This window comes from Pseudoalteromonas sp. PAR1, assembly GCF_947311895.1.
GTDB classification, from domain to species: domain Bacteria; phylum Pseudomonadota; class Gammaproteobacteria; order Enterobacterales; family Alteromonadaceae; genus Pseudoalteromonas; species Pseudoalteromonas lipolytica_C.
The window spans coordinates 206,440-228,674 of sequence record NZ_CAMZMY010000003.1; the positions used below are offsets into that span (position 1 = coordinate 206,440).

General features: G+C 40.0%; 17 protein-coding genes. 13 read left to right on the plus strand and 4 right to left on the minus strand.

Annotation, left to right across the window (positions count from 1 at the left end):
- Positions 1–29 precede the first annotated feature (29 nt).
- From QL229_RS03620 to QL229_RS03655, 8 genes are all read left to right on the plus strand, one after another.
- Positions 30–1,055: a histidine kinase gene (locus QL229_RS03620; protein ID WP_138556833.1), complete on the plus strand. Its 1,026-nt coding sequence runs from the start codon at positions 30–32 to the stop codon at positions 1,053–1,055.
- The gene (locus tag QL229_RS03625; protein WP_348649166.1) at positions 1,052–1,762 is read left to right on the plus strand and encodes a LytTR family DNA-binding domain-containing protein; all 711 of its coding nucleotides are present in this window, start codon (positions 1,052–1,054) and stop codon (positions 1,760–1,762) included. Before QL229_RS03620 ends, QL229_RS03625 begins: the two co-directional genes overlap by 4 nt.
- Positions 1,763–1,879: 117 nt before the next feature.
- Complete coding sequence (gene pilV / locus QL229_RS03630; RefSeq protein ID WP_135925587.1) at positions 1,880–2,434, plus strand: type IV pilus modification protein PilV; 555 nt, start codon at positions 1,880–1,882, stop codon at positions 2,432–2,434.
- Between the two features lies 1 nt (position 2,435).
- The gene (locus QL229_RS03635; RefSeq protein WP_138556834.1) at positions 2,436–3,431 is read left to right on the plus strand and encodes a PilW family protein; all 996 of its coding nucleotides are present in this window, start codon (positions 2,436–2,438) and stop codon (positions 3,429–3,431) included.
- Entirely contained in the window at positions 3,419–3,901 is a 483-nt protein-coding gene (locus tag QL229_RS03640) for a pilus assembly PilX N-terminal domain-containing protein (protein ID WP_138556835.1), read from the plus strand. Before QL229_RS03635 ends, QL229_RS03640 begins: the two co-directional genes overlap by 13 nt.
- Positions 3,902–3,914: 13 nt before the next feature.
- On the plus strand, positions 3,915–6,992 hold the full coding sequence (locus tag QL229_RS03645; protein WP_138556836.1) for a PilC/PilY family type IV pilus protein: 3,078 nt from the start codon (positions 3,915–3,917) through the stop codon (positions 6,990–6,992).
- 518 nt (positions 6,993–7,510) lie between these two features.
- Positions 7,511–10,684 (plus strand): PilC/PilY family type IV pilus protein, encoded by a 3,174-nt coding sequence (locus tag QL229_RS03650; RefSeq protein WP_135925575.1) that lies wholly within the window; start codon positions 7,511–7,513, stop codon positions 10,682–10,684.
- Positions 10,685–10,850: 166 nt separating this feature from the next.
- Positions 10,851–11,300, plus strand: a complete 450-nt coding sequence (locus QL229_RS03655; protein ID WP_135925573.1) for a type IV pilin protein — start codon at positions 10,851–10,853, stop codon at positions 11,298–11,300.
- Positions 11,301–11,305: 5 nt separating this feature from the next.
- On the opposite strand, the gene QL229_RS03660 is transcribed toward QL229_RS03655, so the two are convergent.
- Entirely contained in the window at positions 11,306–11,842 is a 537-nt protein-coding gene (locus QL229_RS03660) for a GspH/FimT family pseudopilin (RefSeq protein ID WP_138556837.1), read from the minus strand.
- 69 nt (positions 11,843–11,911) lie between these two features.
- The gene (locus QL229_RS03665) at positions 11,912–12,496 is read right to left on the minus strand and encodes a GspH/FimT family pseudopilin (RefSeq protein WP_135925571.1); all 585 of its coding nucleotides are present in this window, start codon (positions 12,494–12,496) and stop codon (positions 11,912–11,914) included.
- A 138-nt stretch (positions 12,497–12,634) separates the two neighbouring features.
- Here QL229_RS03665 and QL229_RS03670 point away from each other — a divergent pair, with 138 nt between their 5' ends.
- A complete protein-coding gene (locus QL229_RS03670) occupies positions 12,635–12,973 on the plus strand; it encodes a P-II family nitrogen regulator (RefSeq protein WP_135925568.1) in 339 nt (112 codons plus the stop codon).
- Between the two features lie 328 nt (positions 12,974–13,301).
- On the opposite strand, the gene QL229_RS03675 is transcribed toward QL229_RS03670, so the two are convergent.
- Complete coding sequence (locus tag QL229_RS03675; protein ID WP_135925563.1) at positions 13,302–14,060, minus strand: outer membrane protein assembly factor BamD; 759 nt, start codon at positions 14,058–14,060, stop codon at positions 13,302–13,304.
- A gap of 138 nt (positions 14,061–14,198) precedes the next feature.
- On the opposite strand from QL229_RS03675, the gene rluD reads away from it, so the two are divergent.
- The 3 genes from rluD (at position 14,199) to clpB (ending at position 18,578) form a co-directional block, all read left to right on the plus strand.
- Positions 14,199–15,176 (plus strand): 23S rRNA pseudouridine(1911/1915/1917) synthase RluD, encoded by a 978-nt coding sequence (rluD, locus tag QL229_RS03680; protein WP_138556838.1) that lies wholly within the window; start codon positions 14,199–14,201, stop codon positions 15,174–15,176.
- A gap of 5 nt (positions 15,177–15,181) precedes the next feature.
- A complete protein-coding gene (pgeF, locus tag QL229_RS03685; protein WP_138556839.1) occupies positions 15,182–15,904 on the plus strand; it encodes a peptidoglycan editing factor PgeF in 723 nt (240 codons plus the stop codon).
- A gap of 97 nt (positions 15,905–16,001) precedes the next feature.
- Entirely contained in the window at positions 16,002–18,578 is a 2,577-nt protein-coding gene (gene clpB / locus QL229_RS03690; protein ID WP_138556840.1) for an ATP-dependent chaperone ClpB, read from the plus strand.
- A gap of 59 nt (positions 18,579–18,637) precedes the next feature.
- Here clpB and QL229_RS03695 read toward each other — a convergent pair whose 3' ends face one another.
- Positions 18,638–20,185, minus strand: a complete 1,548-nt coding sequence (locus tag QL229_RS03695) for a PAS domain-containing methyl-accepting chemotaxis protein (RefSeq protein WP_135925554.1) — start codon at positions 20,183–20,185, stop codon at positions 18,638–18,640.
- A 393-nt stretch (positions 20,186–20,578) separates the two neighbouring features.
- Between QL229_RS03695 and gshA the strand changes: the two genes are divergently transcribed.
- Positions 20,579–22,153: a glutamate--cysteine ligase gene (gene gshA, locus QL229_RS03700; RefSeq protein WP_138556841.1), complete on the plus strand. Its 1,575-nt coding sequence runs from the start codon at positions 20,579–20,581 to the stop codon at positions 22,151–22,153.
- Positions 22,154–22,235: the final 82 nt, after the last annotated feature.

The window sequence follows — 22,235 nt, forward strand, 5'->3', positions numbered from 1 at the left end:
ATAGTAGTCAACAGTTAAAAGAGGAGCCCATGAGCAAACAGCCAAATTCACACGGCTTGCTGATTGCGGCTCTTTTCCAATCCCGTGGTGTACTCGCCATACTTATCGTCAGTCAAGTTATTGCTGTTTTATTGGCGTTTTCACCGTTAAGTTTTGGTGATGTATGGTTACGTCTGGCCATTTTTAGTTTCTTTTTGCACCTTATTTTCTTATCAAGTCTTTCTTGTCTTTATCTCTCACGGTCTGTACTTGCTAAATTATCTCAGGCAGTACAGTTATCTATCTTAGTAATTGTTTTACTGATTTTTACATACTTGTATAGCTTTGCAGTACTTAACGTATTCGCAGATATCTTTGAAATGGCATCTAAGACGCACTTTATTGTGAGTAATCTACTGATAATTTTTTTGGTTACAGTGCTTTTTGTTCAATTTTTGCTGATGCATAATCAAAAGGAGCAGCAAACAAAAGCTCTGGCTAAAGCCAAATTAGATGCGCTTCAAGCCCGCATTCGTCCTCATTTCCTATTTAATAGTTTGAATACTGCTGCTGAGCTAACCCACTATGATGTGGTGGCGGCAGAACAAGCCATTCTTGCATTAGCTGCACTCTCTCAGGCTGCTATGAAAAGTGGTAAAGCTATTTTACTTACCGATGAAATAACACTATGCCAACAATATATAGCACTAGAGCGATGGCGTTACGGAGAACGGCTAACAGTAAACTGGCAGTTACTTGATAAACTACCTGATATCGATATCCCATGTTTGACTCTCCAACCTCTTATTGAGAATGCAGTATTTTATGGGATCGAGACTGCAGAGCAAGGTGAAATAAATGTCGAAATGCACCAGTCTGATAAAACTTACACATTCATTATTACTAACCCAGTAGTGAAGAACATCATGAATGAAAGGTCGGGTAATGGTATGGCACTTGATAATATTCGTGAACGCTTATCACTGTTTTATCAACGAAAGGCAACAATAACAACCACTCATCGCGATGGAATATTTAGGGTAAAACTTGTATTACCAAGGCAGAAAACAGCATGATAAAAGTATTAATTGTTGATGATGAGCCGCTAGCTCGAGCACGTATTTCACGATTATTGTCAGAGCATAGTAATTATACAGTGATTGGTGATGCCTGTAATGGCGAACAAGCAATTGAATATTGTAAACAGTTACAGCCTGATGTCGTGCTACTCGATATTAATATGCCCAAGCTTAATGGGCTGGAGGTTGCTGCGACATTAAAACAGTTAACTATACCACCTGCCATCGTATTTCTTACAGCTCACCCTGAGCACGCACTAGAGGCATTCCGACTCTGTGCTGATGGTTATTTAGTAAAACCAGTTTCTGAGTCTTCGCTTAATCAAACATTATCGCAACTTAGCAAGCTTAATCGAACTCAATTAAGTGACTCTGCTAAAAGCTACATAAGTTATCAGCTCGGTGGTGTATTGCGCAGAGTAAATATTGAGAATGTGATTTGTTGCATTGCGGAACAAAAATATACTCGTGTCGTATTCGAAGGGGGCGAAGCAATCATTGAACAGAGCCTTAAACAACTCGAGCGTACTTTCCCTTTACAATTATTGCGAATACATCGTAATACCCTTGTAAATAAGCAACATATTTATAGTTTAAACAGCCGACAGCCTGGTGGGCATATTTTAATTATGAACCAGCTAGAAGAGCCTTTATCTGTTAGTCGTCGGGAATTAAAAGCGGTAAAAGCGGCATTGGGTAAGTAGGAGCGAGAGTTTCACTGACCGTTCATCTAACATATTGACCGTTTATACATACACCTATTGCTATTATTTTTAGGCTTCTTATGCTTAAGGTATGTCAATTTATTAGCCACGTTCATTATGAAAAATAACTCTCATCAACAGGGCTTTACCTTAATCGAGGTGCTCATTGCATTTATTATATTGAGCCTTGGTTTATTAGGTGCTATCGCGCTTCAAGCGAAAGCAAAGCAAGCAAGTTTTGATGCTATGCAGCGCTCGGCTGCAATTGCGTTAGGGAATGATATTATCCACCGCATGAGAGCAAATGATACGGCTACTTTTTCAGCGCTATATAGTGGGCAGTTTCATAGCCAAACAGCATTAGGTAAAGTCTCTAGCTGTTATCAGGCTACATGCTCTCCACAGCAAATCGCTGCACTTGATAAACAGCAATGGGTGCGAGCAATTCAGGCACGTGAAAACACCGGAGCTCTGGATGAAGCAAGGGTGTGCATTAAAGCCACTGCAGTCTCAGGGGGCCTTCCAAGTGAGTATAATATTGAAGTGATTGTTAGTTGGCGTGGTCGACAAGAGTTTAAAGCAAGCGCAGAAAACTTAAAAACCGGATGTGGTTCAGTAAATGACCGTCGTCGCCTTGTCGTTCTTGACAGCTATATTTATTTAAGGTCGTAAGATGAATAAGTATAAAGGTTTTACATTAATTGAAATGATGGTTGCCTTATTCATAGGTGGTATTGTTTTAGGTGGTGTAATGTTTACTTATGTAAGTATGAAAGCCACAACTAAAGACACGATGATGATTGGCGAGCTGCAAGAAACTGGCAGATTAGCCCTCAATATACTACAGCGGGATATTGAGCAAGTTGGTTTTTGGGGCACTTTTTACGAGGATTCCTTTTCTGCTGCTAATACGCAACTTAGTCAAGTTGCAAATCCAAGTCCTGACTGCTCTGCTGGTTTAAATAACGGTAGTTTCCCTGACCTAGCTTCTAGTACTAATTTTCGTTCAATTTATGCAGTGCAGGCTGCAGGCTCCTCCGCGCTGGGCTGTATTCGTGACGCTGCAGCAAATACGGATGTATTACAATTAAAGTTTTTAGAAGGATTTCAAAATGAGCCTAAGTACACAAGCAATAATTCTTATTATTTTGTTGCAGAGCAAGAATTTGCATTGTTTACTCGTGGGTCTGTGAATGCAGCAACAATAAATGTCAACGCAACGGTGTGGCGCTACCGCCATAATGTTTATTATGTTTCTAAAGAAACTATTTATATCAATAAAAAACGTGTTGTTATTCCTGTTCTGAAACGAAAACGACTGACCCCAGTACGCGGTATGTATACAGAAACTGTTATGGAGGGAGTTGAAAATATGCGGTTTGTTTTTGGCTTAGATACCACTAATGATAGTCGAGTTGATACCTATAAAAGTATTAATCAAATGACGGCTACTGATTGGGAGAATAGGCGTGGAATTTTGACAGTACAAGTATTTTTACTTGCTAGATCTCTGATGCCAGATGGCGACTTACAAATTAAAAATCAAACCTATGAGTTAGGAGAAGGGGCTAGTGGTAGAACACTTACATTCAATGATAAATATCGACGCGCAATTTTTACAACCACCATTAGATTAAACAATGTAGGAGCAAATTTGTGGCGCATTTAAACCCTCCTAAAAAGCAACAGGGCATAGTATTGATCCTTGCTCTAATTATGGTTGTTGCAGTAACAGGGATTGCAGTAACTTTAATGAATAGCAGTAGTATTGATGCAAAAATAACAGCCGCGGTACAAGAGCGTGAAGTTGCTGAAAATGAAGTTATGGGCACAGTGCTTAAGGTGATTGCAAATCAAGCCGCTGCTGGAAGAAATAGTGCTTTTTTTAAAAAGCCTGAGCAAATACCTGAGGGTGGCTTCGATTTGGGCGCGATCGGTGACTCCACGAATAAAATGACTAATTTAAATAATGGCGAATTGGATTTGCCATGTCCTCGCAAGTACAACTTCACCTCCGGTGTGTCATGCAACATGGTCGAAGTTAATACCACAATTACCTATGGTAAAAAAAGTATTCATACATTAACTGTTAAAACGGGCGTCGCTCAAGAAATGGCAAGTTTAAACACGGGTGGCTAGAGAGGGAATTGCAATGAAGGTCGTTAACTTTAAATGTGTATTTATATATGTTTGCACGCTTGGATTTTTAACCGCTGCAAATGCTGATGATACTGAGCTATATGTTAATTATGATAAAGATCTTGATGAAAAATCGCGTGTTATTTTTGTACTCGATACCTCTGGTAGCATGCAGTATTCTGCCAATACAGGGCTTAAATGCTTTCACCCAGTTGATGGTTACTTGTATGAGTGTCCTGATAGCCGAATTGCAGCTGCTAAATCATCACTCATAAAAGTAATCGATGAAAATCCTGATATTGATTTTGGATTTATTCGTTTTTCTCCATTTGGAAATGGTGGTTTTATCAGAGCCAAATTGGGAACTGAACATAGTAAATTGAAAGAACTCATTTTGGACAATGGCGCAATTGGAGCTACGCCTATTACAGAAACACTGTGGGAGACTTATCTATATTTGACAGGGCAAAATGTTGAGTTTGGTGCATTATTTCCGGCTGAATTTCGTGATACCACTGCAGAAGATGGCGTTAAATATATTTCTCCTTTAGATTCAACCTTCACAAAAAACGCCAGGTGTAACAATGATGTTCATATCATGATGATAAGTGATGGCTCGCCTCAACATGACAACGAAAGCAATACTGATATTGAGTCATTGCATCAACATTATTTCTCTGAGCCAGCAACAACATTTTTAGACGACTATAATGGTCAGAGTTATTTAGCTCCGCTTGCAAAAATAATTCACGGTACAGACGATGTCGATATAGATTTGTACCCTAAAACGTCAAAGGTACATGACCGCGGTATTGTTAATACAATCGGATTTGGTAACGGCTTAACAGAGAGAGGACAAAAAATCCTAGATGAAACGGCCAAAGCGGGTGGCGGAAGCTATATTCTTGCTACGAATCCAGAAGAGTTATCAAAAGCTCTTGAGACTTCATTCGCAGCTTTAAGAAAGGAGGGTGGGGCTTTTTCTTCACCATCTATTGCATCGAACAATACTGATCAAACTCGTAGTCGGGATGCACTGTATAATACGATGTTTTACCCAAGCACAAGTGCTCGTTGGCGAGGTAATTTAAAAAAGCTTAAGGTATCTGGTGATAAGATAGTTGGTTTAGGTGGGGTTTCTGCTTTAGATGATAGCGGAAAAATTGCCCCTAATGTTCATACATTCTGGTCAGCTGACAGCGAAAAACCAGATGGCAATGATGTTAAACTTGGTGGGGTTAATGCTTATTTGGCTAAACAAGATAGCATACCATATGCTCAAGGCAGACGAGCAATATTATCAAACTTAAAGGATGAAATATTGCGTCATTTCAGTGGTTGGAATGCTATTACCTACTATGGAAGTGTTGATAAAGCAGCAGAAGCTTTTGGGGCCAAAGGCGCGACTAGACAAGAGATATACGATTTAGCATTTTGGTCACGTGGTGTAGATATTTATGATGAAGATAATGATGGCCTAACAACGGATACTCGTGAGGATGTCTTTGGTGATCCACTTCATTCAAAACCCGTCACTATTGATTATGGAAATAATGACGTACGTATCTTAATAGGTACGAATGCAGGCTATCTGCATATGTTTAAAGATCAAAATGATGTTTTAACTGAAACCTGGGCGTTTATTCCAAGAAGTTTATATAAAATTATCAAACCATTAAGAGACAATGATAAAAATACAAAGGTCTATGGTGTTGATGGACCTATTTCTATCTTCTTTGACGATAAAAACAAAAATGGTGTTGTAGATACGCGAACAGATAGGGTTTGGGCATTTTTTGGCTTAAGACGTGGCGGAAATGAGTATTACGCTTTAGATATTACTAACCCTAATCGCCCACAAATAATGTGGGGTGGACCAATTGTCGGTGGCTCAGGTGATTTCAAAGAGTTGGCACAAAGCTGGTCAAAAGCACAAGTAACCTATATCAATTTAGCTGGATATAAAGATCGCCCTGTGCTTATCTTTGGAGCTGGCTATGATACTAATAAAGATAATAGTCGACGAACTAATGACTCTAAGGGGCGAGGAATTTACATTGTTGATGCTGAGACAGGTAAAAAAGTCTGGGCATTGACTCCTTCTGAAAATGGTTTTCAAGGTAAACACAGTATCGCATCTGATATTGCTCTTTTAGACTCTGATTACGACGGATATATAGATCGTTTGTATGCCACTGATACAGGTGGTGATGTTTGGCGAGTGGACATGCCTACGCAAAACTCACGGAACTGGACGCACTTTAAACTTGCTAGTCTTGGGGGCACTCGGGCTAACAATGACCGGCGCTTTTTTTATAAACCGACTATTGCGAGAAGTGTATATAGCAAAGTATCTGAAGTTGTTGTAAATGGTAAATCCACAGTAACTCGCGTTGATACTCCGTTTGATGCCGTATTAATTGGCAGCGGGAATAGAGCAAATCCGCTTTCATCAGCGGTGAATGATCAGTTATTTATGATCCGCGATATAAATACTGTGACTAAGTCTTTTACAGGGAGTAAAGTCCCGAACACTATCACACAATCAGATTTAATGAATGTAAGTTCAGATCCTTTTGCTAAGAAACTTGATAATGTTGATGGCTTTGTCAAGCTTGAGGTTGAATTAGCGCGCTTTAATGGTTGGTACTATAACTTGCCGCTTCAAGGTGAGAAATCATTAGCTGCGAGTACCGTTGTAGGAGGTGTTGCTTACTTTACAAGTTTTGCACCAGGCTCGACAACCAATGTTGTCGACCAGTGTAGTCTAGGTAGCGGTACTGGTGGTCTTTATGCTTTTCACCTACATTATGGAACCAAAGTATATGATGAACTTAAGTTCCAAACAGGGAATGATGTACCTGATACTCCGCAACTATTCTTTGGTGAATCGGATAAAGGTGAAAGTCAGTTTATGTTGATTGGTACCGGGATTGTTAGCCAAAAAGATCCGTTTGTTGCCAAAGGGGTATTGGGCCCTGGCTTACATACCGTAAATGGTAAAATTAAATTACTGAGTGATGAGGTTCTTGGATTTAAAGTTCAACAAACTTATATATATAAACAAGAGAAGTATGACCGAACTCAATAATAGTATATGCAATGTTTTTATCATATTATTTAGTCGCGGCTTTATACTTGTATAATGCAGCTGTAATAAGGGCACCAGTTTTAAAGCGGTGTCCTTTTAATAATTGTAAGTACATAAATTTCCATTAAAATTCAATGTGTTACTTTGCTTTGTAGAAAGCAATCCCTTTCGCTTACCTTTCTTTTAAAATTGGCTCTTTTTTATTATTTTTGTTAATAGTTAAAGCAATACACTGCAAAATATGTATTGAATTCAGTGAATAGCCAAAGCTCTAGTTATTTTTAGTGAAATTCTAAGAAAAAATGGTGCAAATAATTAATTTATTTGTAGCACTTATGTTTTAATTCAAAATAATTAGTTATAATTTAACTTGTATCAATTTTAAATTTATTTGCATTACGTCAGCTACAAGTATTTAGTCATCGTGTTGTTAGAAGGTAACTTACTCTTGGGCTTTCGAGATAACTTTTTTCAATTAGGTTATTGGTTTTGAACGTTGGTGTTTAGTGGGGGTTGTAATGAATATAGGAAAATTAATCAGCAAAATCTTGCTTGGTAGTGCTGTTATTTTCAGCTCAATGGCCCATGCTGAAGACATTGAACTGTACGTTAATCATAATGTAAAGCTCGATGAGAAACCCCGTGTTCTGATAGTTTTCGATACCTCAGGTAGTATGGCATTCTCAACAAGCTCAGGTTTTAACTGTGGTTTTTCGTATGGGCGATATATTCTTTGCCCTGATAGCCGGTTAGGTATCGCTCAAGATGCTATAACTAATTTAATTGATGGAAATGACGATATAGATTTTGGCTTAATGCGTTTTAATGGACTTGATGGGGGATATGTTCTTGCGGGTATCGGTTCTTCTAACTCTTTTCTAAAGCAAACGATTGCTACATTACCTGCTAATGGGGGGACGCCCTTAACCGAAACACTCTGGGAAGCTTATTTGTATATCACTGGGAAAAGCCTTTACTACGGTGCAAAGGTGGCTGAGGCGCTACGTGATAATTCAATTGAGAACAAAACGGTTTCAGGTCCATGGTGGAATCGTTACTATACCTATTCATACATCTCTCCCTTTGATAATACAGAAGAAGTTAAACGCTGTGACCATTCTGTAAATGTTATCTACATGACTGATGGCGACCCTAGCTCAGGTTCGGATAATGAACAAGATGGCACTATCAGTAATCTGTATCAATCGTATTTTGGCCGCTATTTGGGCGACTCCGATCGTATCGCGGGTGTATACCTCCACAAGCTTGCGCAAATAATTCATGGCTCGGAAAATGTTAAAGTTGACTTATTTCCTTCGACTAGTGAGATCCATGAGACAGGCCGCGTTTATACTATCGGATTTGGAAGTGGTATGAGCGAAAACGGTAAGCGTTTACTGTCTGAGACAGCAAAGTTAGGGGGGGGGAAATACCTTCACGCAAATACTGCTGATCAGCTTTCTGATGCACTAAAAAATACGATAACTCAAATTAGGGAAGTGAACGATAGTTTTACCTCTCCTTCTGTTGCGAGTAACAATGTTGACCAAACACGTAGCAGAGAGTCGATTTATTATGCGATGTTTTATCCTAAAACTGGGGCTCGTTGGCGCGGAAATTTGAAAAAATTAAAAGTGTCTGGCGACAAAATCACTGATAAAGATGGAAAACCTGCTTTAAATGAAGATGGCCTAATTGATAAAAATGCGAAAACATTTTGGTTACCAAGTGGCGAAGGAGCAGATGGTAGCTCAGTAGAACTCGGTGGGGTGAATGCATATTTGGCACTTCAAGATAGCGTTCCTTATGCACAGGGAAGGCGGGTTATATTATCAAATCTAAAAGGGAATGTACTACGTCATTTTTCTGGTTGGAATGCAATAGATTACTACGGTAGTGTTGAAAAGGCAGCTGAAGCATTTGGTGTTAGTGGGGCAACCAGACAAGAGTTGTATGATCTTGCTTTCTGGTCGCGTGGTGTAGATGTAGATGATGAAGATAAAGATGGATCTACCAGTGATTCGCGTAATGACATATTCGGTGATCCATTGCATTCAAAACCCGTAACGATTGATTACGGTAATGATGATATCCGAATTTTAATTGGCACTAATGCTGGGTACTTGCATATGTTCCAAGATAAAAATGATGTATTAAGCGAAAGTTGGGCATTTATACCTAGAAGTCTATATAAAATTATTAAGCCGCTACGTGATAATCAAGCAGACACAAAAGTCTATGGTGTAGACGGACCTATCTCTGTTTTCTTTGATGATAAAAATGGAGACGGTGTTGTTAATGATAGTGATCGTGTTTGGGCATTCTTTGGTTTAAGACGAGGCGGTAATTATTATTATGGCCTTGATATTACAAATCCTAATTCTCCTAAATTATTGTGGGATGAGCCTATCAAAGGGGGAACTGGTGACTTTTTAGAGCTTGGTCAAACCTGGTCAAAGCCAATCGTAACCTACATTAATTTAGCAGGTTATGAGGACCGCCCTGTATTAGTTTTTGGGGGCGGATATGACACAAATAAAGATAATGTTTCGCGCTCCAATGATAGTAAAGGGCGGGGTATATTTATTGTTGATGCGCAAACAGGTAAGAAAATTTGGGCTCTGACTCCAACTGAAAATGGCTTTTTAGGAAAGCACAGCATTGCTTCTGATATTAGCATTCTTGATTCAGATTATGATGGCTATGTAGATAGATTGTATGCAGCGGATACAGGTGGAGATATATGGCGTGTTGATATGCCCTCAAATAACCCTAATGATTCACAAAAACCATGGACGCATTTTAAATTAGCGAGCCTAGGTGGTGCTTTGTCTACTCAAGATCGTCGTTTTTTCTATAAACCAATGATTGCTCGTACAATGTTCAGCAAAGTATCAGAAACCACTTTTGAAGGGAAAACGATTAAAACGCGAATTGATACGCCATTTGACGCAGTATTAATTGGTAGCGGAAACCGCGCTAAGCCTCTTTCTTCGACAGCCAACGATCAACTTTTTATGATCCGTGATATTAATACCGTGACAAAATCATTTAAAGGTGCTGATGTACCTGACGTGATCACTCAAGCAGACTTAATGAATGTAGATTCGGATCCTTTTGGCAAAGCTATTGACGATGTCGAAAAATTCACAGAACTAGAAGTAACGCTCGGGGAGTTTAAAGGTTGGTACTATAACTTGCCGGCTTCGGGAGAAAAGTCACTAGCTGCAAGTACGGTTATTGGTGGTGTAGCTTATTTTACTAGCTTTTCTCCTGCGACAGCCACTGCAAATCAATGTTCACTGACTGGTGGGTCTGGCGGTCTTTATGCTTTTCATTTACATTATGGCACCAAAGTCTATGACAGTTTAAAATTCACAACTTCGAACGATGTTCCAGACACGCCTCAACTTTATTTTGGCGTTGGTGATAGTTGTGTCGATGGAAATAGCGATGGTTTTTGTGATGACAATACTAGCGAAAAAGTGAGAGAACAAAGCCAGTTTTTATCGATTGGACCTGGAGTTAAGGGCGCTCAAAACCCATTCAAAGTACAAGAAATCTTAGGCCCTGGGTTAACAATTGAAAACGGTAAAATAAAACTTGTTAGTGATAAAGTGCCAATTGGTTTTGGTTTTAAAACCCAACAGATGTATATTTATAAACAAGAAAAACGTGATCTAACTTACTAGTAAAAATTAATTAATTTGATTATTCGCTGCAGTGCTAAAGTTTGATTATGGTTTTATTGCTACATTTTTTTACCTTTTAGAAAGGTATAAAAATAAAGTTAATTGCAATCATAAAAAACTGAACCTATTATAATCAAATGTATAGCGAGTCTTTGAGAAATATTTGATGGGTATAAAATATATAAGATCAAGAAAGAAAAATAAGCAGTTAGGTTTTACCTTAATTGAACTAATGATTACGGTTGCTATTTTAGGAATTATAGCAAGTATTGCGCTACCTAATTATTTCGAATATGTTAAGCGTGCAGCAAGAAGTGAAGCTGTTACTGCTTTATTAGATATAGCAAATAAGCAGGAGCAATACTTTGCGGATAATCGTCAATACGCTACCACATTTGATCAACTTGGCTTAAACGATACCACGGAAAATGGTTATTACCGGTTAAGGCTGGAAGTTAATAACACTGTCGGCCGCGCAGTTTTCTATGCATCAGCTATTGCAATTGCAGGCCCCCCTGCCAAAGATACTGAATGTACAAGATTAATAATAGACGACCGTGGTATTCAGCGTCATGGAGGCTCTGCAGCGTCTACTGATGTTTGCTGGGGTCGCTAATTAGCTTATTGCTGACATTTATCAGTATCTATTACTTTCACCCTGCCAACATTATTTACCGATATAGCAAGCCCACTTAGGCTTGCTTCTTTGTATTCAGGACAATAAACAAAAGTCCCATTATTGAGTCCCATCAGTCTTCCATTAGGTAAAAAGGTTAGTGCATTGCGTTTGTTATAAGTGAGCATATCAAGCTTATTGATTGCCTCAAACTGTACTATTTTAGTGTCATTACTATCAAACACGCCAATCTGTCCATGATCGATAAAGACAGTGAGTTTTTTATGCCAGAATTGATAGTTACACTGGTTATTGTGTAATGCACAAAACGTGACATACGCATTGTTTGCTTGTGCATTTAAGCGGCTAATAGCGACTGCGCGTTTAATAAGATGTATTTGATTATCTAGACGGTTTTGCGCTAAGAAAGGTTTTAAATCGAACAATGCAAGGTTTAAAAGTATCGAAACAACCGATACCATTATTAAAACCTCAATGAGTGTTGCGCCAAGTACTCGACAATAAAAGAGATGTGTCTTCATCCTTGAAGACTCCCTATTGATATATTTTATTTAAATATAGATGTACCTAAAATCATGTCAAGTGTTTATTTAATTACATTTGAGGTTTGTATCACCAAGATAAAACGCACTACCTGATTTGTTTATTAGAAGGGCTTTATTATTGTCATTATTATTAGGATTTGGACAGTATACAAAAGTTCCCACTTGAGTAAGTATACTACCACTGGTATCGAAAATAATTTGTTCGCCACCATTATAAGTGATCACATCCTTATTGCTAGGCGGAGGAAGCATCCTGTAGACCTCGTCACCATAATAAGGTTCGTACCATTGAATTACATTACGTGGAAATCTTTCTTTATCGTTACTAAACATAAAGATAACTTGTTCTTGTGCGTTATTTTTTGACAGAGGGTGGCAGATACTCACTTGGTCCCTTTTTATGCGGCTTTCCCAGCCCTTACATACAGTTACTTGGGTATCTGTACTAACAGCTTTAGCCCGGGCAAAACTAATTATCCGCTGCAAGTCGAGTAAGTAATTTTCTGCTCTATTTCTTTCTAATGTATCTGAGCTGTCCCATAACGCAATTGTGGCAACAATGCCGACAATCGCAACTGCTATCATTAATTCTAAAAGCGTGAAGCCTTTATGTTTCCTGTTGTTTTTCATTGCTTGTACCTCACTTACAAGTAGTTTAATAATAATATCACGCTTTGTTTATAGTGCACCTATTTGTTCAGTTTGTTTGCTATGCTGACATGGATTGTCTAAAATCGAGGCAAATATGTTTTAAACTAACTGGTTACTATGAAAAAAATAGAAGCAATTATAAAACCCTTTAAGCTTGATGATGTTCGTGAAGCGTTGTCAGATGTGGGTATCACAGGAATGACGGTTAGCGAAGTTAAGGGCTTTGGCCGTCAAAAGGGGCACACTGAGCTTTACCGCGGTGCTGAGTACATGGTCGATTTTTTACCGAAAGTTAAACTTGATATTGTACTTAGCGATGAAGATGTTGATAGAGCGATTGAAGTGATCGTTAAAACATCGCAAACAGGTAAAATTGGCGATGGTAAAATCTTTGTCACTGATGTGGAACGTGTAGTACGTATTCGTACCGCCGAAGAAGATGAAGATGCGATTTAATTAGTATACCCAAGCCACCTCAAGATGCAGAATTCAGCGATTCACAGGTGCTTAATATCAAGGCGTTACTTTGCAAGAATGGTAGTCCCTTTTAAGAAGTAACAACGATGAGAGTAAGTGCCTGTGAGCGCCCAAAGGGTTGGTTTAAAAGCGATTTATACTGCGTTATTGATTTTAACAATAGAACCACTATAACTTGCAATCAATGCCTTGCCTAAATCGCTTTTAACTCCAACTGAAACTCGCACCTTGAGGTGGTTTGGGTATATTCGATCGCAAACATTAAAAAAGGCGCCTATGGCGCCTTTTTTAATGTAAATGTGATGGATTAACGTTTATTCGCTTCACGCGTTGCTTTAGCATGCGCGCTTAGCTCAGGTAAGCCGAGTTTGTCGTAACTTTTTTCCATGATTTCTAAAGCTTGATCTAAGTAGCTGCTTTGTGAGTAATGCTCAACTACATATTTGCCACGGTTAGCGGCAGCAAGATATGCTTCGCGTTCATAGTAATATTCAGCCACTTTTAACTCGTAGCGCGCCATTTTGTTGAGAAGCCACACTAAACGTTTTTTTGCTTCTGGCGCATAAGCGCTATTAGGATAGCGTTTTAATAATGTTGATAAGTCAGTGAAAGCAACACGGGTACGATTTGCATCTCTATCCGCACGGTCTACGCCAAAATACTCTTGGAAAGCATTTTGGTCTGCTTTAATGTTCACTAAGCCACGCATGTAGTACATGTAATCTAAATCTTTGTGGTTTGGGTTCAAGCGAATAAAGCGGTCAATAGTTGCAAGTGCTTGTTCAGTATTACCTGCTTGATAGTGAGCATACACTAGGTCCATTTGTACTTGCTTTGATAGCGGACCAAAAGGATAGCGAGAGTCAATAGCACTCAACAACTCAATTGCTCGAGCGTATAAGCCTGAATCTAATGTTTGTTTCGCATCTTCATATAAAGCTTGCGCAGATTTATTAGGAACGCGTTGGATATCTTCTTGATCTGGTGCTGACGAGCAAGCCCCTAAACCAAGTACTGTAACTGAAAAAACAATGGCGAACGCACGTTTCCCTATTTTATTTATCATTTTATTTATTACCTTCGATGTCTTCGGCTAGGCCAACAGAGGAAAACCGAGTAAACTATACGTATTATACAATGCTTAATAAAGCGATTCTAACCCAGTCGAGCACAGCTTGCACTGGTAAATTGGGTAAAGTTACTAATGTCAGAGCAAATTTCTCTCCAAGCCGAGGTTCCAATAGACCTTGGCGGTAAACGTCTAGACCAAGTATTGGCGCAATTGTTCCCTGATTATTCGCGTTCACGGATAAAAACATGGATTTTGGATGACAAAATCACGGTAAACGGCGAAATATTGAACACGCCTCGCGAAAAATTACTCGGTGGCGAAATGGTCAGTGTAGAAACAACCATTGAGGCTCCTCGAGAATATGAGGCACAAAATATCAAATTAAACATCGTTTATGAAGACGATGATATATTAGTTATAAATAAACCGATGGGGCTAGTTGTTCACCCTGGTGCAGGTAACCCTGATGGTACTGTTTTAAATGCTTTACTTCATCATTACCCAGACATTATCAATGTGCCACGTGCCGGTATTGTCCATCGTCTAGATAAAGACACCACAGGTTTAATGGTGGTTGCTAAAACTATTCCCGCGCAAACACATTTAGTGACGGCATTGCAAAAGCGCGAAAACTTCACCCGTGAATACGAAGCAATTTGTAATGGCACTATGACTGCAGGTGGTATGGTTGAAAAACCAATTGGCCGTCATGCAACAAAGCGTACTCATATGGCTGTTCATGAAATGGGCAAACCAGCGATAACGCACTACCGTGTTGCAGAAAAATTCCGTGCTCACACGCGCTTACGTTTACGCTTAGAAACAGGTCGTACTCACCAAATTCGTGTGCACATGGCTTATTTGAATCACCCATTAGTTGGCGATCAACTTTATGGTGGTCGTCCGCGTCCGCCTAAGGGCGCAACACCTGAACTGTTCCAAATGCTACGCGACTTTAAACGCCAAGCATTACATGCAGTTAAGCTTTCTATCGCGCATCCTATAACGGGTGAGTTAATGACATGGCAAGCGCCAATTCCAGATGATATGGCAGCGATGACAGAAGCTCTTCGTGCTGATACTAAAGCAAACCCAAATATCGAGTTTTAAGCATTATGATCACACCAGCATGGACAGCCCCAAAAACTGTTAGCGCACTGAGTACCACCCGACAGGGCGGTGTATCCGTTGCACCCTTTGATAGTTTTAATATGGGTTTACATGTTGGTGATGATGAGCAAGCCGTGCTTGCAAATCGCGCGTTACTTACAAATCAGCTGCCAAACCCTGCTGTGTGGTTGAACCAAACACATAGCAGCGAAGTGGTGGTGATTGATGAAAGGTCTGAGCTAAGTGAGTTGCGCTCTGCTGACGCACTTTATACTCGTTTAGTAAAACAACCGCTTGCGATAATGACCGCAGATTGCTTACCCGTACTATTTTGCTCGGCTTCGGGTAATGAAGTTGCTGCAGCACACGGCGGATGGCGAGGCTTAGCTCAGGGCATTTTAGCTAATACAGTGGCACATTTTAAAGCAAAACCAAGCGAGATAATTGTTTGGCTTGGCCCTGCTATTGGCCCATCACAATTTGAAGTGGGCCCAGAAGTAAAAGAATGCTTTTGTGAATTGAATCCTGAGCATCAAAGCGCATTTAAAGTTAAGGGCAATAAGTATTTAGCGGATATTTACCTGCTCGCACGTCAACAATTAACACAATTAGGTGTAATAAACGTTTACGGTGGTGAGCATTGTACCGTCACTGATAAATCACAGTTTTTCTCTTATCGCCGCGACGGGCAAACTGGCCGCATGGCTAGCTTGATCTGGCGCAATTAATACGCCTTTTTTGCGATTAAATTTTCTTCTTTACTTGAACAAATCACTAAGCATACCCATTAATTAAGCAATTAGATTTTTTAATAGGTAAACCCTTATGCGTTTAGATAGATTTACAAGTAAATTTCAATCTGCGCTTTCAGATGCGCAGTCATTAGCACTTGGGCGCGATCATCAATTTATTGAGCCTGTGCATTTAATGTATTCATTGCTTCAGCAAAATGGTTCAAGTGTGCGTGCACTACTTGCGCAAGCAGGTGTGAGTGCTGATGAGTTAAACACCAAGTTATCCCAAGAAATTGAGAAGCTGTTTAAAGTTGAAGGTATTGGTGGTGATGTTCAGCTGTCAAATAACCTGATTTCGTTAATCAACTTGTGTGATAAATATGCCCAAAAGCGCAAAGATAAATTCATTTCGAGTGAGTTATTTGTCCTTGCTGCGTGTGACGATAAAGGTCCACTTGGGGATATTTTCAAAGCACTGAATATTACTTCTAGCAAAATTGAAGCCGCAATCGAAGCTATTCGTGGTGGCCAAAAAGTTGATGATCCCAATGCTGAAGAAACCCGTCAGGCATTAAAAAAGTTCACCATCGATTTAACTGAGCGAGCAGAGCAAGGCAAGCTTGACCCTGTTATTGGCCGTGATGACGAAATTCGTCGCACTATTCAAGTATTACAACGCCGCACTAAAAATAATCCGGTGTTAATTGGTGAGCCGGGTGTAGGTAAAACGGCGATTGCTGAAGGTCTTGCGCAGCGAATTATCAACGGTGAAGTACCTGAGGGCTTAAAAAACAAGCGAGTATTATCGCTCGATTTAGGTGCGTTGGTTGCCGGTGCTAAATACCGTGGTGAATTTGAAGAGCGTTTAAAATCAGTTTTGAATGAACTTGCCAAAGAAGAAGGCCAAGTCATCCTCTTTATCGATGAAATCCATACTATGGTAGGCGCTGGGAAAACAGATGGCGCGATGGATGCGGGTAATATGTTAAAGCCTGCACTTGCCCGTGGTGAGTTACATTGCGTTGGTGCCACAACACTTGATGAGTATCGTCAATACATCGAAAAAGATGCTGCACTTGAACGCCGCTTCCAAAAAGTATTTGTTGATGAACCGTCGGTTGAAGACACCATCGCAATTTTACGTGGTTTAAAGGAGCGTTATGAGCTGCATCATTCAGTTGATATTACCGATCCCGCTATTGTTGCTGCGGCGCAGCTGTCGCATCGTTACATCAGCGATCGCCAATTACCAGATAAGGCGATTGATTTAATTGATGAAGCGGGTTCTTCAATTCGTTTGCAAATTGACTCAAAACCAGAGTCTTTAGATAAACTTGAGCGACGTATTATTCAGTTAAAGCTTGAAGACAATGCGTTGGCGAAAGAAAAAGATGAAGCGAGCCAAAAACGCCGCACCGAAATGCAAGAGTTGATCACTGAACTTGAAGCTCAATACCGTGAATTAGACGAAGTGTGGAATGCTGAGAAGGCCTCATTGCAAGGCACGCAAGTAATCAAAGCTGAGCTTGAACAGGCGCGTCTTGATTTAGAAGTGGCACGTCGTGCCAGCGACTTACAACGCATGTCTGAGCTGCAATATGGTCGTATCCCTGAGCTTGAACGCAAACTTGACCTTGCTTCACAAGCCGAAATGCAAGAAATGAGTTTGCTTAAAAATCAAGTCGGTGAAGATGAAATTGCGGAAATTTTATCGCGTTGGACAGGTATTCCAGTATCGAAAATGCTGCAAGGTGAACGCGAAAAGCTACTGCAAATGGAAGATCAATTACACCACAAAGTGATTGGTCAAGATGAAGCCGTTGTGGCTGTTGCTAATGCAATACGTCGCTCTCGCGCAGGACTTGCTGATCCAAATCGCCCAATCGGTTCATTCTTATTCTTAGGTCCAACAGGGGTGGGTAAAACAGAGCTGACTAAAGCTCTTGCTAGCTTTATGTTTGACACCGAAGATGCCATGGTGCGCATTGATATGTCGGAGTTTATGGAAAAGCACTCGGTTGCACGTTTAGTGGGTGCGCCTCCTGGTTATGTCGGCTACGAAGAGGGTGGCTATTTAACTGAAGCTGTACGCCGTCGTCCGTATTCAGTTATTTTATTGGATGAGGTCGAAAAAGCGCACCCAGATGTATTTAACATTTTGCTGCAAGTCCTTGATGATGGTCGCTTAACGGATGGTCAGGGTCGTACCGTTGATTTTAAAAATACGGTGATCATTATGACCTCTAACTTAGGCTCAGATATTATTCAAGAGCAAGCCGGTTCAAATGATTATGCGACGTTAAAAGAAAAAGTAATGGGCGTATTGGTGAGTCAGTTCCGTCCTGAGTTTATTAACCGAATCGACGAAACTGTGGTATTCCACCCGCTTGCTAATGAGCATATTAAAGAAATCGCCGATATTCAATTAAGCAAGCTACGCGAGCGCTTAACAGAAAAAGGCTACATTCTTGAAGTAACGGATGCAGCATTAGATCGTATCGCTGAAAGTGGCTTTGATCCTGTTTATGGTGCAAGACCGCTAAAACGTGCTATTCAACACACCATTGAAAACCCATTAGCACAGCGCTTGTTAGGGGGCGATTATCAACCTGGTGCCATTATTCATATTGACGCCGATGAAAATGGCCTTGTTTTCTCAAGTCGTTAATATGCTTTAAAAGCAAAAAGCCGCATTAATACAATGCGGCTTTTTTGTATTAACTAAGTTTAAACCTTAAACGTTAACAGCATATCATTTACTTTGCGTGAACCTTCAACCAGCCCTGCAGCGTCTTTAGCGACGTTGTAGCTAAGTTTTAAGTTTTCCTCACTGTGTTCTTTGATGCTGTCGACATTTTCGCGAATATCAGCGCTCACAACTTGTTGCTCTTCAGCTGCTGTCGAAATTTCTGCAGCAAGACCTGAAATTTCATTTATTTGCGCAAAAATACTCGCTAACTCAGTTTTAGTATGGGCCGTTGTATTAACACAACTATCAGCTTGCGTTTTAGTTGACTGCATTACTTTCGACCAGCTAAACAAGGTATCTTGAATTTCTTTTATTGAGCTGTGAATTTGTGATGTAGCATTTTGAGTGCGTGATGAAAGCGCACGTACCTCATCAGCTACAACCGCAAAACCACGACCATGTTCACCGGCGCGAGCTGCTTCAATTGCTGCGTTGAGCGCTAATAAATTTGTTTGTTCAGCAATACCTTCAATCTCACTCATTACTTGGCCAATTTTGTCTGCTTCGCTGGCAAGAGAGTTAGCGGTGCTCGCTGCTTGCTCAACTTGGTTAGCCAGATCAGACACCATAGAGCTATTTTCTTCAATGTGAAGTTTTATATCATTACAGCTTTGGTACGTTGTATTGACTTTCTCAGCAGTGTGGTGAGTGTTTGCAGATATTTCACCAATAGTTGTACTCATCTGACTCATCGCAGCGGCAATATCACTTAAACGATGACCCTGTGCAGCAATTCCTTGCTCTGTTAGCGATGATTGCTTATCTAGGTTGGTGGCAATATCTTTAAATGAGTAGGTAGAGTCTTTAACACGGCCAAGTACGGTACGTAGCTTAGCAAATAACATTTGCTGATTATAAGTCGCAATACTAAATGGGTGGGAGCCCGAATACACATAACGAGATACCGAGTCAAACTCAGCACGCTGCTGTTTTAAATGGCTAGGCGTTACAATGAGTTCGTCATAATTGAGTGCAAAAAGTGCTGCAATGAGGGCAGCTGCAGCTAAGGCAACAATCCATGACGTAGTAAGCGCTAAAGCAACAATGCCAGCAACTAATAATACCGTAGAAAATGTTTGTCTTAGCGAAATATTTTCACGAAATGACGCGACAGACTTGCCATTATTAATTTTAGTGTAAAGCGCCATTGCACGAGTTTTTAACTGTTCAGATGGTTTTGTTCGCACTGACTGATAGCCAACGAGCTGACCGTGTTCGTATATAGGTGTTACAAACGCATCAACCCAATAGTAGCGACCATCTTTACAGAGGTTTTTTACCATGCCACGCCATGAATGGCCTTGCTTTAGTTTTTCCCACATCTCTTTAAATGCCGCTTTTGGCATATCTGGGTGGCGTACTATATTGTGGTTTTTCCCGAGTAACTCCTCTTCGGTATAACCAGCAATGGTACAAAATTCCTTATTTACGTATGTGATGATGCCGCGTAAATCTGTTGTAGAGACAAGCTCTTGATGTTCGGAGTATGTCACTTCTTGATTGATTATTTCTTGCCCACGACGCATATGAGTCCTTGAAATGTACTTTTTTATGGTGTGCGGATTATAGTCTCAGAAAAATGTAAGGGAAGGGGGAACATATTGATAACTGTTAAAGTTTTAAAAATTTCACCTTTCCCTTGATCTAAAACAATATCTTGCGAGAATTATTGTGTTTAGCCTCACCTTTTCATATTAGGCAAAAGGTCTAATGTTCACAAGTTAGTGATAAAAATTATACAGATGAATAGATTTAGCATTAATTAAGTGCCACTAAAGCAATTGTATAATGCTATTCACAATGGCAAGATTGTGCTTCAAGTGGTGAGGTGGTAATTGAATGTTATTTTTCGCACTTGAGTAATTATTTTTTGCCCCCATACCCTTAGGATTACAGCCACGCGGCTCGAGGAAGCATTTTTGATAAAACATGATTTAAATAAAACGCTAGAAGCGTTAACGGCACAATTTCCTAACGCAATTAATGGGATTAAACGTGGTATCGAGCGAGAAGCATTAAGGATCAAACCAAATGGTGTTATCTCAGGGCAAGGTCATCCACAAGGCGTTGGTAGCGCTTTAACCAATGATCATGTCACCACTGACTTTTCAGAATCGTTATTAGAATTTATTACTCCAGTGAGCACCTCAGCTGAGGAAACCCTAGCTCAACTTAAAGACTTACAAAAGTTCACCTTATCTCAAATGGGTGACGAACTACTGTGGCCGATTAGTATGCCATGCTTTATTGAGCACCAAGATGATATCGTACTAGCTCAGTTTGGTGATTCAAATATCGGCCGTATGAAAACTCTTTACCGAGAAGGGTTGAAAAATCGCTATGGTAGTATGATGCAAGCGATTGCGGGTGTTCATTTCAATATTTCCTTTCCTGAAAGCTTATGGCAAAGCCTGTATAGTTTAAACGGCAGCCAAGGCACACTTGCAGATTCAATTTCGAATGGTTACTTAGGGCTCATTCGCAACTTTAAGCGCGAGTTATGGTTAATTAGTTTCTTATTTGGCGCTTCGCCTGCGTTGTGTAATTCTTTCTTGCAGGGTCGTCAAACAGACTTACCGTTTAAGAAACTAGGTAAAGGCACACTTTATTTAGAAGTCGGTACGGCACTGCGATTAGGCAACCTTGGTTATACTAATAGCGCACAATCGTCTTTACGAGTTATGTACAATTCATTAGAAGAATATGTAGCAGGTTTAAAAGAAGCGATTCATACGCCATCAGACCTATATGGTCACCTTGATGACTACCGTAGTGAGCAGCCAAAACAACTGAACAAAAATATTCTACAAATTGAAAATGAATTTTACTCACCGATACGTCCTAAACGTAATGCAGCCTCAGGAGAAACACCTACTGATGCCTTGTTACGAGGTGGGATCGAGTATATAGAAGTACGCGCGCTAGATGTTAACCCATTCAGTGAAACCGGTATTGATTTACAGCAAATTCGCTTTTTAGACGTATTTTTGACCTATTGTTTATTGTCTGAGTCTCCAGAAATGGATTGGCAGGAACAAAAGTTAAGTACAGCTAATCTTGATGCGGTTGTAAATGAAGGCCGAGACCCTGAGCTTACGTTGAATAAGCAAGGTGAAAAGGTTCTGCTTGTTGACTGGGCTGAATCTATATTTACTAATCTAGCTGCTGTGGCTAACTATATGGATAACGCATATGGTGTGAGCTATTACAGCGAAACAATCGCAGAGCTTGCAAGTTGGGTCAAAAACCCTAATAAAACTTTCTCTGGTCGATATGTCAGTGCACTTGCAAAAGAAAATCAAGATAATGGTCTTTTTGCCTTAACACTTGCGCAAAAATATAAGCAAAACCATGTCGAGGCTGATTATCAATTTTATGATCATGCATTTTTGACTAAACAGGCATCTGATTCAGTGCTTAAAGAGCGAGAAGTAAAAGCAGCAGACAAGCTATCTTTTACTGCGTTTTTAGATGATTATTTTGCTAAAGCTTAATAAGGTGAGTACATAAAAAAACGCAGCCTAGGGAGGCTGCGTCAAAGATTCTTCAGGGATGAAACAATGCTATACTGCTGCA

What these genes read in the sequence shown, in the direction of transcription:
- QL229_RS03675 (WP_135925563.1), bottom strand. Translation starts at nt 14,060, where the DNA reads ATGATAAATAAAATAGGGAAACGTGCGTTCGCCATTGTTTTTTCAGTT.
- QL229_RS03665 (WP_135925571.1), bottom strand. Translation starts at nt 12,496, where the DNA reads ATGAAAAACAACAGGAAACATAAAGGCTTCACGCTTTTAGAATTAATG.
- QL229_RS03635 (WP_138556834.1), top strand. Translation starts at nt 2,436, where the DNA reads ATGAATAAGTATAAAGGTTTTACATTAATTGAAATGATGGTTGCCTTA.
- QL229_RS03645 (WP_138556836.1), top strand. Translation starts at nt 3,915, where the DNA reads ATGAAGGTCGTTAACTTTAAATGTGTATTTATATATGTTTGCACGCTT.
- QL229_RS03650 (WP_135925575.1), top strand. Translation starts at nt 7,511, where the DNA reads ATGAATATAGGAAAATTAATCAGCAAAATCTTGCTTGGTAGTGCTGTT.
- QL229_RS03655 (WP_135925573.1), top strand. Translation starts at nt 10,851, where the DNA reads ATGGGTATAAAATATATAAGATCAAGAAAGAAAAATAAGCAGTTAGGT.
- QL229_RS03660 (WP_138556837.1), bottom strand. Translation starts at nt 11,842, where the DNA reads ATGAAGACACATCTCTTTTATTGTCGAGTACTTGGCGCAACACTCATT.
- rluD (WP_138556838.1), top strand. Translation starts at nt 14,199, where the DNA reads ATGTCAGAGCAAATTTCTCTCCAAGCCGAGGTTCCAATAGACCTTGGC.
- pgeF (WP_138556839.1), top strand. Translation starts at nt 15,182, where the DNA reads ATGATCACACCAGCATGGACAGCCCCAAAAACTGTTAGCGCACTGAGT.
- clpB (WP_138556840.1), top strand. Translation starts at nt 16,002, where the DNA reads ATGCGTTTAGATAGATTTACAAGTAAATTTCAATCTGCGCTTTCAGAT.
- pilV (WP_135925587.1), top strand. Translation starts at nt 1,880, where the DNA reads ATGAAAAATAACTCTCATCAACAGGGCTTTACCTTAATCGAGGTGCTC.
- QL229_RS03670 (WP_135925568.1), top strand. Translation starts at nt 12,635, where the DNA reads ATGAAAAAAATAGAAGCAATTATAAAACCCTTTAAGCTTGATGATGTT.
- QL229_RS03620 (WP_138556833.1), top strand. Translation starts at nt 30, where the DNA reads ATGAGCAAACAGCCAAATTCACACGGCTTGCTGATTGCGGCTCTTTTC.
- QL229_RS03695 (WP_135925554.1), bottom strand. Translation starts at nt 20,185, where the DNA reads ATGCGTCGTGGGCAAGAAATAATCAATCAAGAAGTGACATACTCCGAA.
- QL229_RS03625 (WP_348649166.1), top strand. Translation starts at nt 1,052, where the DNA reads ATGATAAAAGTATTAATTGTTGATGATGAGCCGCTAGCTCGAGCACGT.